13 protein-coding genes are annotated in these 14,543 nt (G+C 59.5%); 7 read left to right on the forward strand and 6 right to left on the reverse strand.

Annotated features, from left to right (window positions below):
• Positions 1 to 89 precede the first annotated feature (89 nt).
• Both R0V12_RS02115 and R0V12_RS02120 read right to left on the reverse strand, forming a co-directional pair.
• Positions 90 to 623, reverse strand: a complete 534-nt coding sequence (locus R0V12_RS02115) for a hypothetical protein (RefSeq protein WP_256020244.1) — start codon at positions 621 to 623, stop codon at positions 90 to 92.
• Complete coding sequence (locus tag R0V12_RS02120; protein ID WP_070362246.1) at positions 614 to 1,303, reverse strand: hypothetical protein; 690 nt, start codon at positions 1,301 to 1,303, stop codon at positions 614 to 616. The genes R0V12_RS02115 and R0V12_RS02120 overlap by 10 nt, the downstream gene beginning before the upstream one ends.
• A gap of 194 nt (positions 1,304 to 1,497) precedes the next feature.
• On the opposite strand from R0V12_RS02120, the gene R0V12_RS02125 reads away from it, so the two are divergent.
• From R0V12_RS02125 to R0V12_RS02150, 6 genes are all read left to right on the forward strand, one after another.
• Positions 1,498 to 2,067 carry a TetR family transcriptional regulator gene (locus R0V12_RS02125; protein WP_288857503.1) on the forward strand — a complete coding sequence of 190 codons (570 nt, stop codon included), beginning with the start codon at positions 1,498 to 1,500 and terminating at the stop codon, positions 2,065 to 2,067.
• Between the two features lie 64 nt (positions 2,068 to 2,131).
• Positions 2,132 to 4,315: a glycogen debranching protein GlgX gene (gene glgX / locus R0V12_RS02130; RefSeq protein ID WP_252930770.1), complete on the forward strand. Its 2,184-nt coding sequence runs from the start codon at positions 2,132 to 2,134 to the stop codon at positions 4,313 to 4,315.
• A gap of 93 nt (positions 4,316 to 4,408) precedes the next feature.
• A complete protein-coding gene (locus R0V12_RS02135) occupies positions 4,409 to 5,812 on the forward strand; it encodes an exonuclease domain-containing protein (protein ID WP_252930769.1) in 1,404 nt (467 codons plus the stop codon).
• Positions 5,813 to 6,040: 228 nt separating this feature from the next.
• Complete coding sequence (locus tag R0V12_RS02140; RefSeq protein ID WP_252930768.1) at positions 6,041 to 6,454, forward strand: hypothetical protein; 414 nt, start codon at positions 6,041 to 6,043, stop codon at positions 6,452 to 6,454.
• 47 nt (positions 6,455 to 6,501) lie between these two features.
• Complete coding sequence (treY, locus tag R0V12_RS02145) at positions 6,502 to 9,009, forward strand: malto-oligosyltrehalose synthase (RefSeq protein WP_320072729.1); 2,508 nt, start codon at positions 6,502 to 6,504, stop codon at positions 9,007 to 9,009.
• A 25-nt stretch (positions 9,010 to 9,034) separates the two neighbouring features.
• Positions 9,035 to 10,072: a GTP pyrophosphokinase gene (locus tag R0V12_RS02150; protein WP_070362242.1), complete on the forward strand. Its 1,038-nt coding sequence runs from the start codon at positions 9,035 to 9,037 to the stop codon at positions 10,070 to 10,072.
• Here the strand turns inward: R0V12_RS02150 and R0V12_RS02155 are convergent.
• From R0V12_RS02155 to R0V12_RS02165, 3 genes are read right to left on the reverse strand one after another with little or no spacing between them, the layout of a single operon-like run.
• Positions 10,069 to 10,455 carry an RNA-binding S4 domain-containing protein gene (locus R0V12_RS02155; RefSeq protein ID WP_320072730.1) on the reverse strand — a complete coding sequence of 129 codons (387 nt, stop codon included), beginning with the start codon at positions 10,453 to 10,455 and terminating at the stop codon, positions 10,069 to 10,071. The genes R0V12_RS02150 and R0V12_RS02155 overlap by 4 nt on opposite strands.
• A 9-nt stretch (positions 10,456 to 10,464) precedes the next feature.
• Positions 10,465 to 10,698, reverse strand: a complete 234-nt coding sequence (locus R0V12_RS02160) for a hypothetical protein (RefSeq protein ID WP_320072731.1) — start codon at positions 10,696 to 10,698, stop codon at positions 10,465 to 10,467.
• 10 nt (positions 10,699 to 10,708) lie between these two features.
• Positions 10,709 to 11,353 carry an IMPACT family protein gene (locus R0V12_RS02165; protein WP_070478815.1) on the reverse strand — a complete coding sequence of 215 codons (645 nt, stop codon included), beginning with the start codon at positions 11,351 to 11,353 and terminating at the stop codon, positions 10,709 to 10,711.
• A 57-nt stretch (positions 11,354 to 11,410) separates the two neighbouring features.
• On the opposite strand from R0V12_RS02165, the gene treZ reads away from it, so the two are divergent.
• A complete protein-coding gene (gene treZ / locus R0V12_RS02170; RefSeq protein WP_320072732.1) occupies positions 11,411 to 13,195 on the forward strand; it encodes a malto-oligosyltrehalose trehalohydrolase in 1,785 nt (594 codons plus the stop codon).
• Here treZ and ilvA read toward each other — a convergent pair.
• Positions 13,179 to 14,468 (reverse strand): threonine ammonia-lyase IlvA, encoded by a 1,290-nt coding sequence (gene ilvA, locus R0V12_RS02175; protein ID WP_071572476.1) that lies wholly within the window; start codon positions 14,466 to 14,468, stop codon positions 13,179 to 13,181. The genes treZ and ilvA overlap by 17 nt on opposite strands.
• Between the last annotated feature and the right edge of the window lie 75 nt (positions 14,469 to 14,543).

A 14,543-nucleotide genomic window follows, 5' to 3' on the forward strand; every position in this document is an offset into this window, starting at 1 on the left:
CAGCCATTGTATTCTCCGACAGGCGCGAAAAAGCTGTTCAGGCCAAAAAAGGCGTCACCCCAGAGCTTTCACCAAGGGAATAAGGTAGTTCACACTATTTCGGGGGTGTCGACTGCGCGGATCACCATCCTCGACCACGCGACGAGTCCTGTGGCGAATGGAGCGAGGCACAACGCCACTCCCGGGGCAACTATCGGAAACACGCTGAAGCGTTGACCGTCCTGGAAGCCGTCTGCATGCTCAGGCAAAGCTGTGAGCCAGCCCGAGACCATTCCGCCAACCGCCAATACAACGTATCCGGCGAGCGCGGCAACGATGAGCTGCCAGACAAACCATGCGAGCTGGCCCCCGCCTCGACGCGCTCGACCCGCAGCACCGACAACCAACCCGACTACCAACAACACCACCGCTAGCCAGCCGAGTCCAGCAAACTGCGCATTCTGGATCGTTTCCGTTTCATCGATCATGAACGATCCATCCGACACAACGGTCACTATCGGGGGACGCAACCACGCCCACGCTGCCCCACCGATTACACCGCTGACAAGCCCAACGAAAAGCAGGCCGGCGCCAGCGTGGATCGTGGCGCGCGGCTTGGAGTCGAGCTGCTGTGCTAGTTGCACAGCTTCCAGCGACCGTCTTCGTGCGTGAAGAGCTGGGTCTGGGTCTTTTCGCCCTCGGAGTTATTCGACTTCACTGTCGCCGAAGCATGGTTGCCATCAACGCGGACGTCGCTCAGGGAAATTTCGGTCTTCGGGATCTCAATCGCCTGACCGGCCTCTTCCTGCATACGGGCAGCCTGCTCAATCACCTCGAGGGAAACGCCTTGGCGCTCCATCTCTTCCAGTGCGGGTTCGGTGATCTTCTTACAGGAGTTATCCAAGATGACGCGCGTCCACTTTTCGAAGGACTCCGGGTTCGTCACCTTGCGAACCACTTCCTCCATTTCCTTGCGCTGCTCTTCAGTGCCTTCTTTACCGCCCTCGATTGGCTCGAAGGTTGGAACAGCGAACTCTCCGTCCTCAAACGGATTCGCAATCGTTGGGATCGCGCCGGGCTCCCCTTGTGCCTCCGTCTGCTTTTTGTCGTCGGACTTCTTCTCGCCCTTTTCGTCCTTCTTCGGCTCTTCCTTCGCCGAATTCTCGGCCTTATCTTTCTCGGAAGCCGCCGAATTCGGAGCGCTGGCAGCGGTGGACAGTCCGCCGCCCGCGGTCTCGTCATCAGAGCCACACGCAGTCAATGACATCGCCAACGCAACTACTGCAGCTGCAGCAACCTTGGAACCAGTGGTGGAAATCCTCACGACGTATCTCTCCTTACAGCGACCAGCACAACGGTTGTACCCGGCCTGTTACGTTAAAAATCGTTGATGCCAATTTTAACCACTCGTTTCTGCTGGCCCAATTACGCTCCGGTACAAAGTATCTGAACACTCTCTGTGAACTCGTTGTAAGCGTCCACCCCCTCTCCACCATGAGACAGGTAACATGGGAACACATGCACCTGTCCGTGGATCAGATCACGATCACTGCGATGGATTTACTCAGGTCATATGGCTTAGCCGATGTGTCAATGCGCAGGATCGCCAAGGAGCTCGACGTCGCACCGTCAGCGCTGTATTGGCATGTGGCAAGCAAACAGGACCTTGTGGCTCGCCTGGCAGAGCACATCGTTGCGCCGCTCACAACCCCCTCCTCACCAGCCGTATCCACGAGTGAAGCAGCCAGAATGCTCCGTAACTGCCTGCTCAGCATTCGAGATGGCGCTGAGGTGACGGTCACAGCAGTAGGCAATCCGGAGTCTCCGATACACTCCCAACTCCAGCGCTTTTTCATCACATCATTGGCTATGGAAATCGAAGGGGCGTCGACACCTCAGCTCCGCGCAACCGCCGATGCTCTCCTACACCTGATCCTTGGCAGTGCCTTCGTCCAGCAAACTGAATCCCAGCTGGTAGCGGCTACGAATGCAAGCGAAACGTTGCCACAATCACAGACCATTGAGAGGGACGACTCGTTCGCATTTTCCGTCGATCTCATCATTCGGGGGCTGCAAGCGGGCTGCTGATTGCCAGGCTGGTGAGGGTTTCGCAATGCGGGAACCCCCGGGGGGTGCACTATGGTGATTCCTTATGATTCAAAGCTCTACTTCCCCAAAGCCCGCGAACGATATCGTCGTGTGGCCTGGTTCCCCATACCCGCTAGGTTCTACCTATGACGGTGCCGGAACAAACTTCACGCTCTTTTCAGGAGTTGCGGAGAAGGTTGAACTTTGCCTTATCGACGACGAAGGCGCCGAAACTCGCATCGAACTTGAAGAGGTAGACAACCACGTGTGGCACGCCTACCTTCCAGGAATTACACCTGGACAGCGCTACGGCTACCGCGTCCATGGTCCGTGGGATCCAGCGAACGGCAAGCGCTGCGACGCGAACAAGTTGCTCGTAGACCCCTACGCGCGCGCTTTCGACGGCGAGTTCTCACAGCATTCTTCGCTGTTTTCCTATGACATCAACGCAGACGCTCCCGGAACGGGCCGCAACGAAGAAGACTCGCTGGGCCATACGATGCTCTCTGTCGTCATCAACCCGTTCTTCGACTGGGGCGATGACCGCGCACCACGCATCCCGGATGAGGAAACCGTCATCTACGAATGCCACGTCAAAGGCATGACCCAGACGCACCCTGACGTACCCGAAAACCTCCGCGGCACCTACGCAGGCATGGCACACCCAGCAGTGGTCAATTACCTCAAGGATCTGGGTGTGACGTCTGTCGAGCTCCTGCCTGTCCACCAGTTCTTGCAGGATGGGCGTCTGCGCGACCTTGGTCTGCGTAACTACTGGGGTTACAACACCTTTGGCTTCTTTGCCCCCGAGAACAACTACGCAGCTGCTGCGCAGCCGAGCGACGCCGTCGCCGAGTTCAAGGGCATGGTGCGGGCGTACCACGAGGCAGGCATGGAGGTCATCCTTGACGTCGTGTACAACCACACTGCTGAAGGCAACCACCTCGGCCCCACCATTGCTTTCCGCGGCATCGACAATGAGGCCTACTACCGCCTGGTGAACAACGACAAGTTCCACTACATGGACTACACAGGCACCGGAAACTCATTCAATGTGCGCGACCCTCACTCACTGCAGCTCATCATGGACTCTTTGCGTTACTGGGTCACTGAGATGCACGTCGATGGTTTCCGTTTCGATCTAGCTTCGACCCTTGCACGCGAGTTCTCTGACGTCGATCGTCTGGCAACATTCTTCGACCTGGTCCAACAGGACCCGGTAGTCTCCCAGGTCAAGCTGATCGCCGAGCCGTGGGATGTCGGCGAAGGCGGCTACCAAGTTGGTAACTTCCCTGCGCTGTGGAGCGAGTGGAATGGTAAGTACCGCGACACAATGCGAGACTTCTGGCGTGGTGAACCAGCGACACTTGGTGAGTTCGCATCGCGGCTGACCGGTTCTTCGGACCTGTACCAGCACAACGATCGCCGCCCGACTGCGTCAATTAATTTCATCACTGCACACGACGGCTTCACGCTCAATGACTTGGTTTCCTACAACCACAAGCACAACGAAGCGAACGGCGAAGACAATCGCGACGGTGAAAGCCATAACCGTTCCTGGAACTGTGGCGTCGAGGGCCCGACGGATGACCCCGAGGTGAATCAGTTGCGCGCCCAGCAGCGTCGCAACTTCTTGACGACGCTCCTGCTCTCCCAAGGCACGCCCATGATCTCCCATGGAGACGAGCTGGCCCGTACCCAGGGTGGCAACAACAACGTCTATTGCCAGGACAACGAGATTGCGTGGATGGATTGGACACAGCTCGACGACAGCGAACAGCTGCACGAGTTCACCAAGCGCCTGATCGCTATCCGCAAGGCCCACCCGGTCTTCCGCAGGCGCCGGTTCTTGGAAGGCGGCGCGCTGGGCACGGATGCTGTCGACCGCGAAATCGCCTGGTTGGTGCCGTCCGGCGAGCTGATGACGCAATCCGACTGGGACTTCGCGTTTGGCAAGGCACTGATGGTTTACTTCAATGGCGACGCCATCGCAGAACCGGATGCTCGCGGTCAGCGTGTGCGAGACGATTCATTCATTCTGATGTTTAACGCCCACTACGAAGACATCGAATTCACGCTTCCTCCACAGGAGTTCGGATCAAGCTGGGAGGTGCTCATCGATACAACTGAGAAACTTGGCTACCCGGCGAGCACGCTGACAATCGGCGCCTCGGAGACCACAGTCGTCCCGGCGCGCTCTACAGTTGTGCTGAAGCAGGTAGGTGCCCCGGTTCGCGAGGACGCCTAACTCCAGGGGCTTGACCGCCGTCAGTTTCATGTCCGGTGGGTGAGTAGTATGTGTGCTACCCGCCTACCGGATTTTTGATTGGAGCCATACGCTGTGATTACTGCTTGCCGTGCGACGTTGAGTGTTTCGAATACGGAGCTGGTCGTCACCCCAACCCCCTTGGAGGCGGCGCTGGCTGGCTCCAGCGAGCCCACGCGCATTCCGATAGAGGCAATCACAAAGGTTGACTTGACCGAAGGCGATGACTGGAGCACGGGCACCGTCAGTATCACGTGTAGCGACATCGTTGTAAACGTTGTTTTTGCGCCTGGCGCGGGCGCTGCGATGCGCGAGCTCGAGGATGCTATTTCTGCTGCACAGCGTGGCGACGCCCCGACGCAGGACGCGCAGCGAAGCGGTTCAAGCGGTTTTCCTGGCTTTGATTTCGTTGCGTTTGATGTGGAAACTGCCAACCAGAGGTGGGGTTCTATCTGTCAGATCGGTGCGGTGAAAGTCATTGATGGTGTAGAAACTGACCGCGTTTCTTGGTTGTGTATGCCTCCGGAGCAGTGGGCCGAGTTTGACCCCCACAACGTCGCTATTCATGGGATTCGTCGGGAGGACGTGGCAGACGCACCAAGTGTGGCTGACTGTATTGCGCAACTTGTCGAGTTCGCTGGTTCCCTCCCCCTTGTGGCTCACAATGCGCATTTTGATAGCACTGCGCTGTTTCAAGCTGCTGGTGCAGTCGGGATGGATGCGCCACAGGTGCTCTTCGCATGCTCGTTGGCGCAGGCACGCTCGTGCGACCTTGATGTTGAGAACCACAAGTTGCCCACCTTGGCGTCTCACTTCGGCGTGCCGCTGGAGCAGCACCACGACGCCTGCGCGGATGCTGCAGCCTGTGCGGGCATCATGGTTGGCCTGGCCCGTCGGGCGCACTACCAGGGTTCACTTGTTGGGTTTGTCCATGACGCTGGCTTCACTTTGGGCTCGATCGATTCCCATCGGGTGACTCCAGTGCTCAGGGACCGATCCGGCGCGGGCCGTGCACTGCAAGCAGAAAGCATCGCCAAGGGAGGCATGCAGGCAGCTGCCGCTGCAGTTCCTGCACCTGCTGGAAGCAACCAAGCGGGCCCCTCTAGAAAGAGCACACAGAAGCAGAGCAAGGGTCGCAAGCCAGCTCCGTGGCAAGCGGTGGCAACCCCGGACACGGTGCCAGAACCGGCGCTCGATGCTGATGCTTCCTCGCCATTGTTTGGGCAGCACGTCACGCTGACCGGTGAGTTTTCTCCATTTGATAAGGGTGCGCTGTGGCAAGGCATTGCTGCTCAGGGCGGCCAGGTGGGCAAGAACGTGACGAAGAAGACCACCATCCTCGTTGTTGGCGAATGGGGGTCAATGACCTCGAAGGAAAAGCGGGCTCGGCAGCTTATTGAGCAGGGCCAAGACATAGCAATCTGGAAGGCCGATCAATTGCTGGATGCCCTAGGATTGAACGAGCAACCACCGTTTTAAAACTTTTTTGGGAACCATCGGCGGGTTTGAACGGTCTAAGTACATATGACTACTCATATGCCCGCTCCGTGCGCCCCTTCAATGCTTGTACCCATTTTCCCCCGTCTGGCCCGACGTTGTGAAGTCACGTCGAGTTCTTCGCGTGCGTGGCTCACGCCAGGTTTCGGGGCTTCGACCGCTTACATCAGTTTGGCGCCCGGGTTGGTGTGCGTCTTTGACTCAGATTCGGTGGAGGGCCTGACGCACCAGTCCATTGGCGCGATGGGCTTGACGGTCCATCAGGCGTGGAACTCAGCTGCGCGCATGCTGAGCACCGATCTTCTCGAGGGCCGAGTGATCTTGGATTACCTGCCAGCGGAAAATTCGCTAGGGTTCGGAGCACCGAAGGGAGTTCAGGTGCAAAGCTCTGCTGGGTATGCGGCGTCTTGGCTCGCTCACCCGCAACTCTTCTCGACGCTCTATGCTCACGTTGATCGCGTACTCATGCCGCACAACGAACTGCTGTTTTATTCCCGCGATCAGCAAGAACTCTTCGTCTTCGACGCCACCTTGGAGGAAGTTCTGGCGTTCGCCAATCCGGAGCACGTCATGCGCTATTCGGTTGGCTTCCCCCTCTCTTGTGATTCTCGCGTCCGCAGCTAAGTGCGTCTTGAGCTACTAGGGTGGCTGGTAACTTCAAGGAGGACGTATTGCAAGCCCCAATTACATCAACCTACCGTCTCCAGCTGCGTGGCCCACAAGCCAATCCGTCGGGTCGCGCGTTCGGCTTCGACCAGGCAGCGCAGTGTCTGCCCTATTTGGAGTCACTCGGTATTTCCCATGTGTACCTCTCTCCTATCTTGCAGGCACTGCCGACATCGAATCACAACTATGACGTCACTGACCCGACTGTGGTCAACCCGGAACTGGGTGGACTAGCAGGCTTCCGGCGCTTCGTGGAGGCAGCCAGAAAACTCAACCTTGGCGTGATCATCAATATCGTGCCGAACCACCTGGGTGTCGCTTCCCCGCAGCTCAATAGCTGGTGGTGGGACGTTCTCAAGCATGGTCGCGACTCTGAGTACGAGCGCTACTTCGATATCGATTGGCACGCTGACAACGGGGCGGGCGGGAAGCTCGGCCTGCCGATCTTCGGGAAGGAACACGACGAAGATGCTCTCACGCTGCGCTATTTGGATCAGGACAACCCCGAAAGCGACATCGTGCTGGCCTACTACGACAACGTATTCCCACTCAAGCCAGGCACCTGCTCTTCCCTCGACGACGATCCGAAGAAGGTCTACGAGCGTCAGTCCTATAAGCTGATGTTTTGGCGCGACGGCATCATTTCTTATCGCCGATTCTTCTCTGTCAACGGGCTTGCGGGCATCCGACAAGAGGACCCCGCGGTCTTTGAACACACGCATGCGATCATCCGCCAACTTGTGGCTGAGGATCTGATTGACGGCGTCCGCGTCGACCACCCGGATGGACTCACGGACCCTTTCGGGTACTTGTCACGGCTTCGTGATGTTGTTGGTCCCGATCGCTGGCTGGTCGTCGAGAAGATCTTGGAGGCCGACGAGCCGCTCGACCCACGCCTGCGCGTCAACGGCACAACTGGCTACGACGCGCTTCGCGAGCTCGACGGCATCTTCGTCAACCAGACGGCCGAGGATACACTCAGTATGCTCGCACTGCGCCAATCGGGCTCCACGTGGGATCAGGCGGCGCTTGATGCCGCGGCGCTACAGCTCAAGCGTGAGGTGGCAACGCACGAGCTTCAGGCGGAGGTTCGCCGTCTCACGCGCGCTATTCGGCGCGATAACTTTTCGACGGCCGGCTCCGCCGTCTCTGACGAAATCCTCGTTGACACCGTCATTGCATTAGTCGCAGCCATCCCCGTCTACCGCGCCGATTACCGATCACTGTCGAGGATCACGGCCACCGTGGTGGCCGATATGGCACAACGCTTCCCTTCCCGGCGCGACGCCCTCGACCTCATCGCGGCTGCCCTGCTCGCTGAAGGTGAGGCAAGCACCCGCTTTGCGCAGGTGTGTGGTGCGGTCATGGCGAAGGGGGTCGAAGACACGTTGTTCTATAGGGCGAACCGGTTGGTGGCGCTGCAGGAAGTAGGCGGCGCTCCTGGCCGCTTCGGAGTGGGCGCGGCGGAGTTTCACCTGCTACAGCAAGAGCGTGCTGAGCTGTGGCCGCAGACGATGACGACGTTAAGCACCCACGACACGAAGCGTTCCGAGGATACGCGCGCGCGGATGCTGGAGATCGCCGAAGTACCAAACGCGTTTGCGGAGTTAGTGAACACGACGACAGCGCTGTTGCCTCCGCCAGACCACGCCACGGCGCATTTCTTACTGCAGAATATCGTGGGGGTTTGGCCTGCGGATGGGATTGTTACGGAGTCGCTTTCGCAGCGGCTGCATGATTACGCGATCAAAGCAGTGCGTGAGGCAGCGCTGCATACGAGCTGGTTCGACGCTGATGAGGCGTATGAGCAGCAGGTGCTCGATTGGGTAAACGCAGTGCTGGCGGGGCCTGCAACGTCACTGATCACGGACTTCGTGTCAACCATCCATGAGGGGGCGGTCGCAGTAACGCTGGGGCGTAAAGTTCTCCAGCTTGCCGGCGCTGGCATCCCTGATACCTACCAGGGCATGGAGTTCTTCGAAACGACGCTTGTCGACCCAGATAACCGAAGCTTCATCGACTACACCGCACGCACGCAAACGCTGCATCAGTACCTCGATGCACGGCAGCAACCGCAGTTCAATCTGGGTGACTTCTTGGGCTGCGAGCAAGACGGTTCGCCGGGCCGGTCCTGGCCCGGCCTATCCGAGTCTGTTGACGCCGCCAAGCAGCTGGTTATCCGTGAATGCCTTACGGCACGAAAGACCACGCCGACCTTGTTTACCGAGGGGAAGCACCGCGCGGTGTTTGCGGTCGGCCCATCCCAGCAGCACTTTGTCGGATTCGCTCGTGAGCACCGGGATACGGCCGAGATTGGCATGATTGCGGTTGCAACCCGAAAGCCCCTTGAACTTGCGCGCCGGGGTGGCTGGGAGGACACCACACTGACGTTGCCGCAGGGCTCCTGGTTCGAGCGGTTCACCGGTAGAGAGTTTCACGGCACTGTCCCGGTCGGTGTCCTGCTCGAGTACCTTCCTACTGCGCTGTTGGAGCGTCGAGAGGCCCTCGACTAGGAAGAATCGGTACACTGTTGTGCCGATGAACACGAAGCACAATGACACAATCGCGCAACTCGGCAACACCTACTTCGCGTGGCTGCGGCAACACGAAGGGGTTGCCGAGGAGTTTCGTCATGCGCTCCACGAGCTCATGATCGACGCCGGTATCAACTTTGACCGCGTCGATGTCCGCATCAAAAGCTGGCCTTCGCTGAAAGAAAAAGCGAAGAAGCGTCGTGGTGGAAAGATTGTGTACCCGGACCCGTGGAACGACATCCGTGACCTCATCGGGGCCCGTATCACCGTGATGCATTCCACCGAAATACCAGCAGTGCTTCGCTTGCTTGCGGATCAGTTCGACGTGCTTCGTAGCGTGGACAAGGCGCAAGAGACGAGGGTGTCGGGCACGTTCGGATACGGCTCGCACCACCTGGTGCTCCAGGTAGGTGAGCATAACGAGGAGCTCGAACACTACCGCGGGCAAGTCTTCGAGGTGCAAGTACGGACGGTGCTACAGCACGCGTGGGCGGAGTTCGAGCACGATGTGCGATATAAGCGCTCCCACGGCGAGCTGGACCCACAAATTGATCGCGCGTTCACGCTCGCAGCCGGGCTTATCGAACTTGCGGATCAGCAGTTCGACCAAATCGCAGAGCTGTCCAACCCGCAAAAACAGAGCCCGAGCGCTCCCGATACCGCAGCGGCATTGGCACCAGAGACGCTCCCCGGCGTGCTCACCGTGATCCTTGGGGCGTCGTTTCCCCTGTCCCGCGTTGATGATTACAGATTCTTGCACGAGCTACTCAGCGCCGACGGCATCGAGACAGTCTCTGCTCTCGCGGAGTTAGCGAACCCGGCAGACATCGAAGCCGTGCAGAACACGCTGCAGACGCGGTTCACCCCAGGCCAAGTCAGGCTTGTCGACGACCTCCTGCTGAACAAGTACGGGCAGGAGCACATCAACCGCACGTGGGAAAGCGGAAACCGGCCATTACTACGCAAACGCAAACTTACACGCAGGCTCACCCAACTCCGTGAGGGCGGTGCCCCGCAAACTAACTCGGGCGAGAACGCCTAGAAGCTGTTGCGTCCCCGCAGGCGGTCGAGCTGCCTGCGCTCTTTCTTCGTCGGACGGCCTGCCCCACGATCCCGTACGGGCAGCGCACCAAACACCTCCGATGCCACAGGAGGTGGGGAGTGGTCTACATAGCAGGTCGTGGCGATTTTCGCCCCGGCGCGCTTCTGCAGCGTCTGGGTGACTTCCAGGTCAAGGTAGCGGTGGTCCTTCCACACCTTGAGCCAATCCCCTGGCACGACTTGTGCTGAGGGCTTGACTGCTTTGCCGTTGAGCTTGGCATGTCCGGCGCGAACCGCCTCTGCGGACAACGAGCGTGTCTTAAAGATGCGGACAGCCCAGAGCCAGACGTCGATCCTCGTCGCGGTGGTATTTGGGCTAGTCATCGTGCTTGTTTAGTAGTTGTCGTGATGGTTTACGATCTTTTGCACCTTGCTCCAGTTGATATAGCCACCAACCACGCCAATGACAAGGCACACCATAAACAGTTGCCACGAACCGGCAATCAGGCCGAGCGCTACACCAGCGCCAAGACCACCGCCGGCCCACACGACTGCGTTCTTGGAGTAACGGCGTACCGCTTGCTTGCGGGATTCAATCGGATTCGATGGACGAGGCTGCATAGTCATGGTTCACAGTTTAGCGTGCAGATTCAATCCATTGGCGGCCTGCTTCTTCTGCCTCCGCTCGGCCCTGGGTGCTCGCTGCGAGTTGCGCGTCGAGTGCTTCGCGTTGTCCGGGGTCGTGCGCCAGCGTGTACGTGGCGGCGGCGCCGTACTCGACGTTGACAATGTCAAAGCCTGCGTTGCGCAGCTCGGCCTCGATGCGACCTGCCTCCGCGTGCGGCAGATCGACGCGCACGAGTTCCTTTGTACTACGCAGCACCCGCGGTACCAGTGGAAGCGTCTGCCCAACCGAGTCAGAGTAGGCGTGAACCAGCCCTCCTGCACCCAGCTTGATACCACCGAAATATCGGATCACGACAGCGGTGAGGTCAAGCATTTCGGAGCCGTGCAGCATATCGAGCATCGGTTTGCCTGCGGTGCCGGAGGGCTCCCCATCGTCGGATGAGCGTTCGACGGGCAGGGCGTCGTCGACGTTCAGAATATATGCGGAACAATGGTGACGTGCATCGGGGTAGGTCTCACGGGCCTGCTGGATCAGGGCCCGCGCCTCGGCTTCAGACTGGGTGCGGCCAATCCAAGTGATGAATCGGGATCGTTTGATCTCGATCTCGTGAGTGGTGATGTCACCGGCGGCGGGCAGTTCGTACGATGTGCGCATAGTGCTTCCACTCTAAATCCATTGCGACGGTTATGGTACTTCCATACAGTTGGTGGTATGTCTAGCAAGCACACTCCGATGCCCCAACAATTTGGGGTGTGGGCTCCGAACGCGCACGGCGCGCGCCTGCACCTCCACGACAGCGAAGGGCCCCGCACGCTCGAGATGCAGCGTGACGAGACCCGCCGGGACTGGTGGGTGGTTCCGCGCGAAGTCGCCCAACCCGAAATTGGTGCGCGCTACAGCTTCTCCTTGCTTCGTGACGGCGAGTGGTCACAGCCACTACCCGACCCTCGTTCGCGCTTCCAGCCCGAGGGCGTCCACGGCCCATCAGAGGTGACCAGCAGTACGTTCGATTGGACGGATGATTCGTGGGAAGGCATCGCACTTCGCGACCAAGTCCTCTACGAGCTCCACGTGGGCACCTTCACGCCACAGGGGACGTTCGAGGGGGCCGTCGAAAAGCTTGATTATCTTGCCGAACTTGGCGTCAACTCCATTGAGTTGCTGCCGGTGCAGCCCTTCGCGGGCGCCCGCAACTGGGGCTACGACGGCGTGGACTGGTTCGCCGTGCAGGAATCGTACGGCGGCCCCGAGGGCCTCAAGACCCTTATCGACGCTGCTCACGCCCGCGGTATCGCCGTCATCCTCGACGTGGTGTACAACCACTTCGGCCCCGAAGGTAACTACAACGGCAACTTCGGTCCGTACACAACCGCAGGGCACACCGACTGGGGTGACGTGATCAACCTGTCCGGTGCCCACTCGGATGAGGTCCGCGCATATGTACTCGACGCCGTGCTCCAATGGCTCGACGAGTTCCACGTCGATGGCCTGAGACTCGACGCGGTGCAGACCTACGACAATCGCCTGGCCTTCTCCATCATGGAGGAAATCAAGAACGTCGCCAACGAAGTTGAAGCTTCCACCGGCATCCCCCGCACCATCATCGCCGAATCGGAGCAAAACAACCCACGGCTCCTCGAGTCCCCGGGGCGCGGCGGCTACGGGCTCGACGCACACTGGCTTGACGACGTCCACCACGGGATCCACACGCTGGTCACCGGCGAGCGTGCCGGGTACTACGCCGACTATGGCACGCTCGAAATCCTGGCGGATACACTGCGCAACGGTTACCGCTTCCGCGAGGACTACTCCGTGTACCGCCAGCGTACCCACGGCAAGGCGCTCGACCTTGACCGCGTCGCACCGTGGCAGATGGTCACCTACACCACCGACCACGACCAGACCGGAAACCGTGCGAAGGGTGACCGCCCGTCGCAGTATCTCAGTGCGCGCAAGCAGGTACTCAAGGCGGCCGTCGTACTCTTATCTCCATTCAGCCCGATGCTTTTCATGGGCGAAGAGTTCGGTGCACGCACGCCGTTCCCATTCTTTGTCTCGCACAGCGATCCACAGCTCCTGGAAATGACCCGCCAGGGGCGCATGAACGAGTTCGCCCGCATGGGGTGGGACTCCTCAGCCGTCCCGGATCCTGCCGCGGAGGAAACGTTTACCTCCGCGAAGCTCGACTGGAACTTCGACGAGGAGCAGCTCGAAATCCTCAGCGCGTACAAGAAACTCATCGAGCTGCGCAAGCAGTACCCGATGGCGCGCGACGACCTCCGCCAGCTGACCGTAGATCACGGCCCAGCCCAGGGCGCAGACGACGCGTGGCTAACCATGGGTGACCAGGCAGTGCTGGTGGCAAACTTTGGGTCGGAGGGCACCGTCGCCCCAGTGGGCGGAACCCTGCTGTACACCTTCGGTGGCGCCGAGGTCTCCGCCGACGAAACCCGCTTAGAACCGTGGGCATTCGCCCTGGTTATGCCGACACAATAAAGTCATACTCTGGTGTGCCTGGGAGGAGGCGTCGGCAATCAATGACCGACGCCTCCATCCGCTCAAGCAACGGCTCGAGGTCGCTAGCGCAAGAAAGCTCCAGGCCAACCAGTGCGGCACCGGTTTCTTTGTTGTTCTTCTTCAGGTACTCGAACAAGGCGATATCGTCATTAGGCCCAAGGATGTCGGTAAGGAACGTGCGCAGCTGCCCTGGCTCCTGAGGGAAGTTCACCAAAAAGTAGTGCTTCAGTCCGCGGTGCACAAGCGAACGCTCCATGACCTCTGCGTAGCGCAACACGTCGTTGTTGCCACCAGAGATGATGCACACCACCGTGCTGCCCGGCTGCAGCTTCATCTGCGATAGTGCCGCCACAGACAGCGCGCCCGCAGGCTCCGCGATGATGCCCTCGTTTTGGTACAGCTCCAGCATCGACGTGCACACCGCGCCTTCTTTGCAACGCAGCAGGTGCGTGCGAGCAAGGTTTTCCTCAATAACAGCGAACGGGAAATCGCCGGTGCGCTTCACAGCCGCGCCATCCACGAAGGACTCAATTTCGTTGAGCGTCACAGGGTGACCAGCCTCCAGGGCGGCCTCAAGCGACGGTGCACCCTCGGGCTCAACGCCTACGACCGCAGTGCCAGGCACCATGTCGGACACGTAGGAAAGCACGCCAGCCAGCAAGCCTCCCCCGCCGACTGGCACGAAGATGGTGTCCAGCTCGCGGCCCATAACTGACAACTGCGACACGATCTCCGCCGCAACTGTCCCCTGCCCGATGACGGTATCACGGGCGTCAAAAGGCTCAACCATGGTTGCACCGCGCTCAGCAGCGTCCTTGCGGGCGGCCTCCGCAGCGGCGTCAAACGTATCCCCCACGACGACCAACTCGATGTTTTCGCCACCGTGCACCAGGATTCGGTCTCGCTTCTGCTTCGGCGTTGGCTTCGGCACAAAAATCTTGCCCTGGATCCCCAACGCCCGACATGCGTAGGCCACACCCTGAGCGTGGTTGCCCGCTGACGCCGCAACAACGCCGGCTGCACGCGCCTCGTCACTGAGCCGTGAGATGCTGTAATACGCACCACGAATCTTGTAGGAACGAACGTCTTGCAAATCTTCCCGCTTGAGGAAAATCTCGGCACCGTACTGCTGCGACAAGCGGGGGCAGTACTGCAATGGGGTCGGCTCAATCACCGCAGAAATCTTCGACTGCGCTGCTTGAACGTCCGCGGCGTGTACCGCGTGGAAAGCTGGCTGTTCCTGTTCACTCATAACAGCAAAGTGTATACCGCTGCACCACGTCTAGGTGATACTTTGCCGTAGCCAGTCCAGGCGTTCTAACTATTA

The organism is Corynebacterium sp. UMB2355A, from assembly GCF_033877495.1.
Classification (GTDB): Bacteria; Actinomycetota; Actinomycetes; order Mycobacteriales; family Mycobacteriaceae; genus Corynebacterium; species Corynebacterium pseudogenitalium.

Coding starts and splice junctions, on each gene's coding strand:
- R0V12_RS02125 (WP_288857503.1), top strand. CDS start 1,498: ATGCACCTGTCCGTGGATCAGATCACGATCACTGCGATGGATTTACTC.
- glgX (WP_252930770.1), top strand. CDS start 2,132: ATGATTCAAAGCTCTACTTCCCCAAAGCCCGCGAACGATATCGTCGTG.
- R0V12_RS02150 (WP_070362242.1), top strand. CDS start 9,035: ATGAACACGAAGCACAATGACACAATCGCGCAACTCGGCAACACCTAC.
- R0V12_RS02155 (WP_320072730.1), bottom strand. CDS start 10,455: ATGACTAGCCCAAATACCACCGCGACGAGGATCGACGTCTGGCTCTGG.
- R0V12_RS02160 (WP_320072731.1), bottom strand. CDS start 10,698: ATGACTATGCAGCCTCGTCCATCGAATCCGATTGAATCCCGCAAGCAA.
- R0V12_RS02165 (WP_070478815.1), bottom strand. CDS start 11,353: ATGCGCACATCGTACGAACTGCCCGCCGCCGGTGACATCACCACTCAC.
- treZ (WP_320072732.1), top strand. CDS start 11,411: ATGTCTAGCAAGCACACTCCGATGCCCCAACAATTTGGGGTGTGGGCT.
- ilvA (WP_071572476.1), bottom strand. CDS start 14,468: ATGAGTGAACAGGAACAGCCAGCTTTCCACGCGGTACACGCCGCGGAC.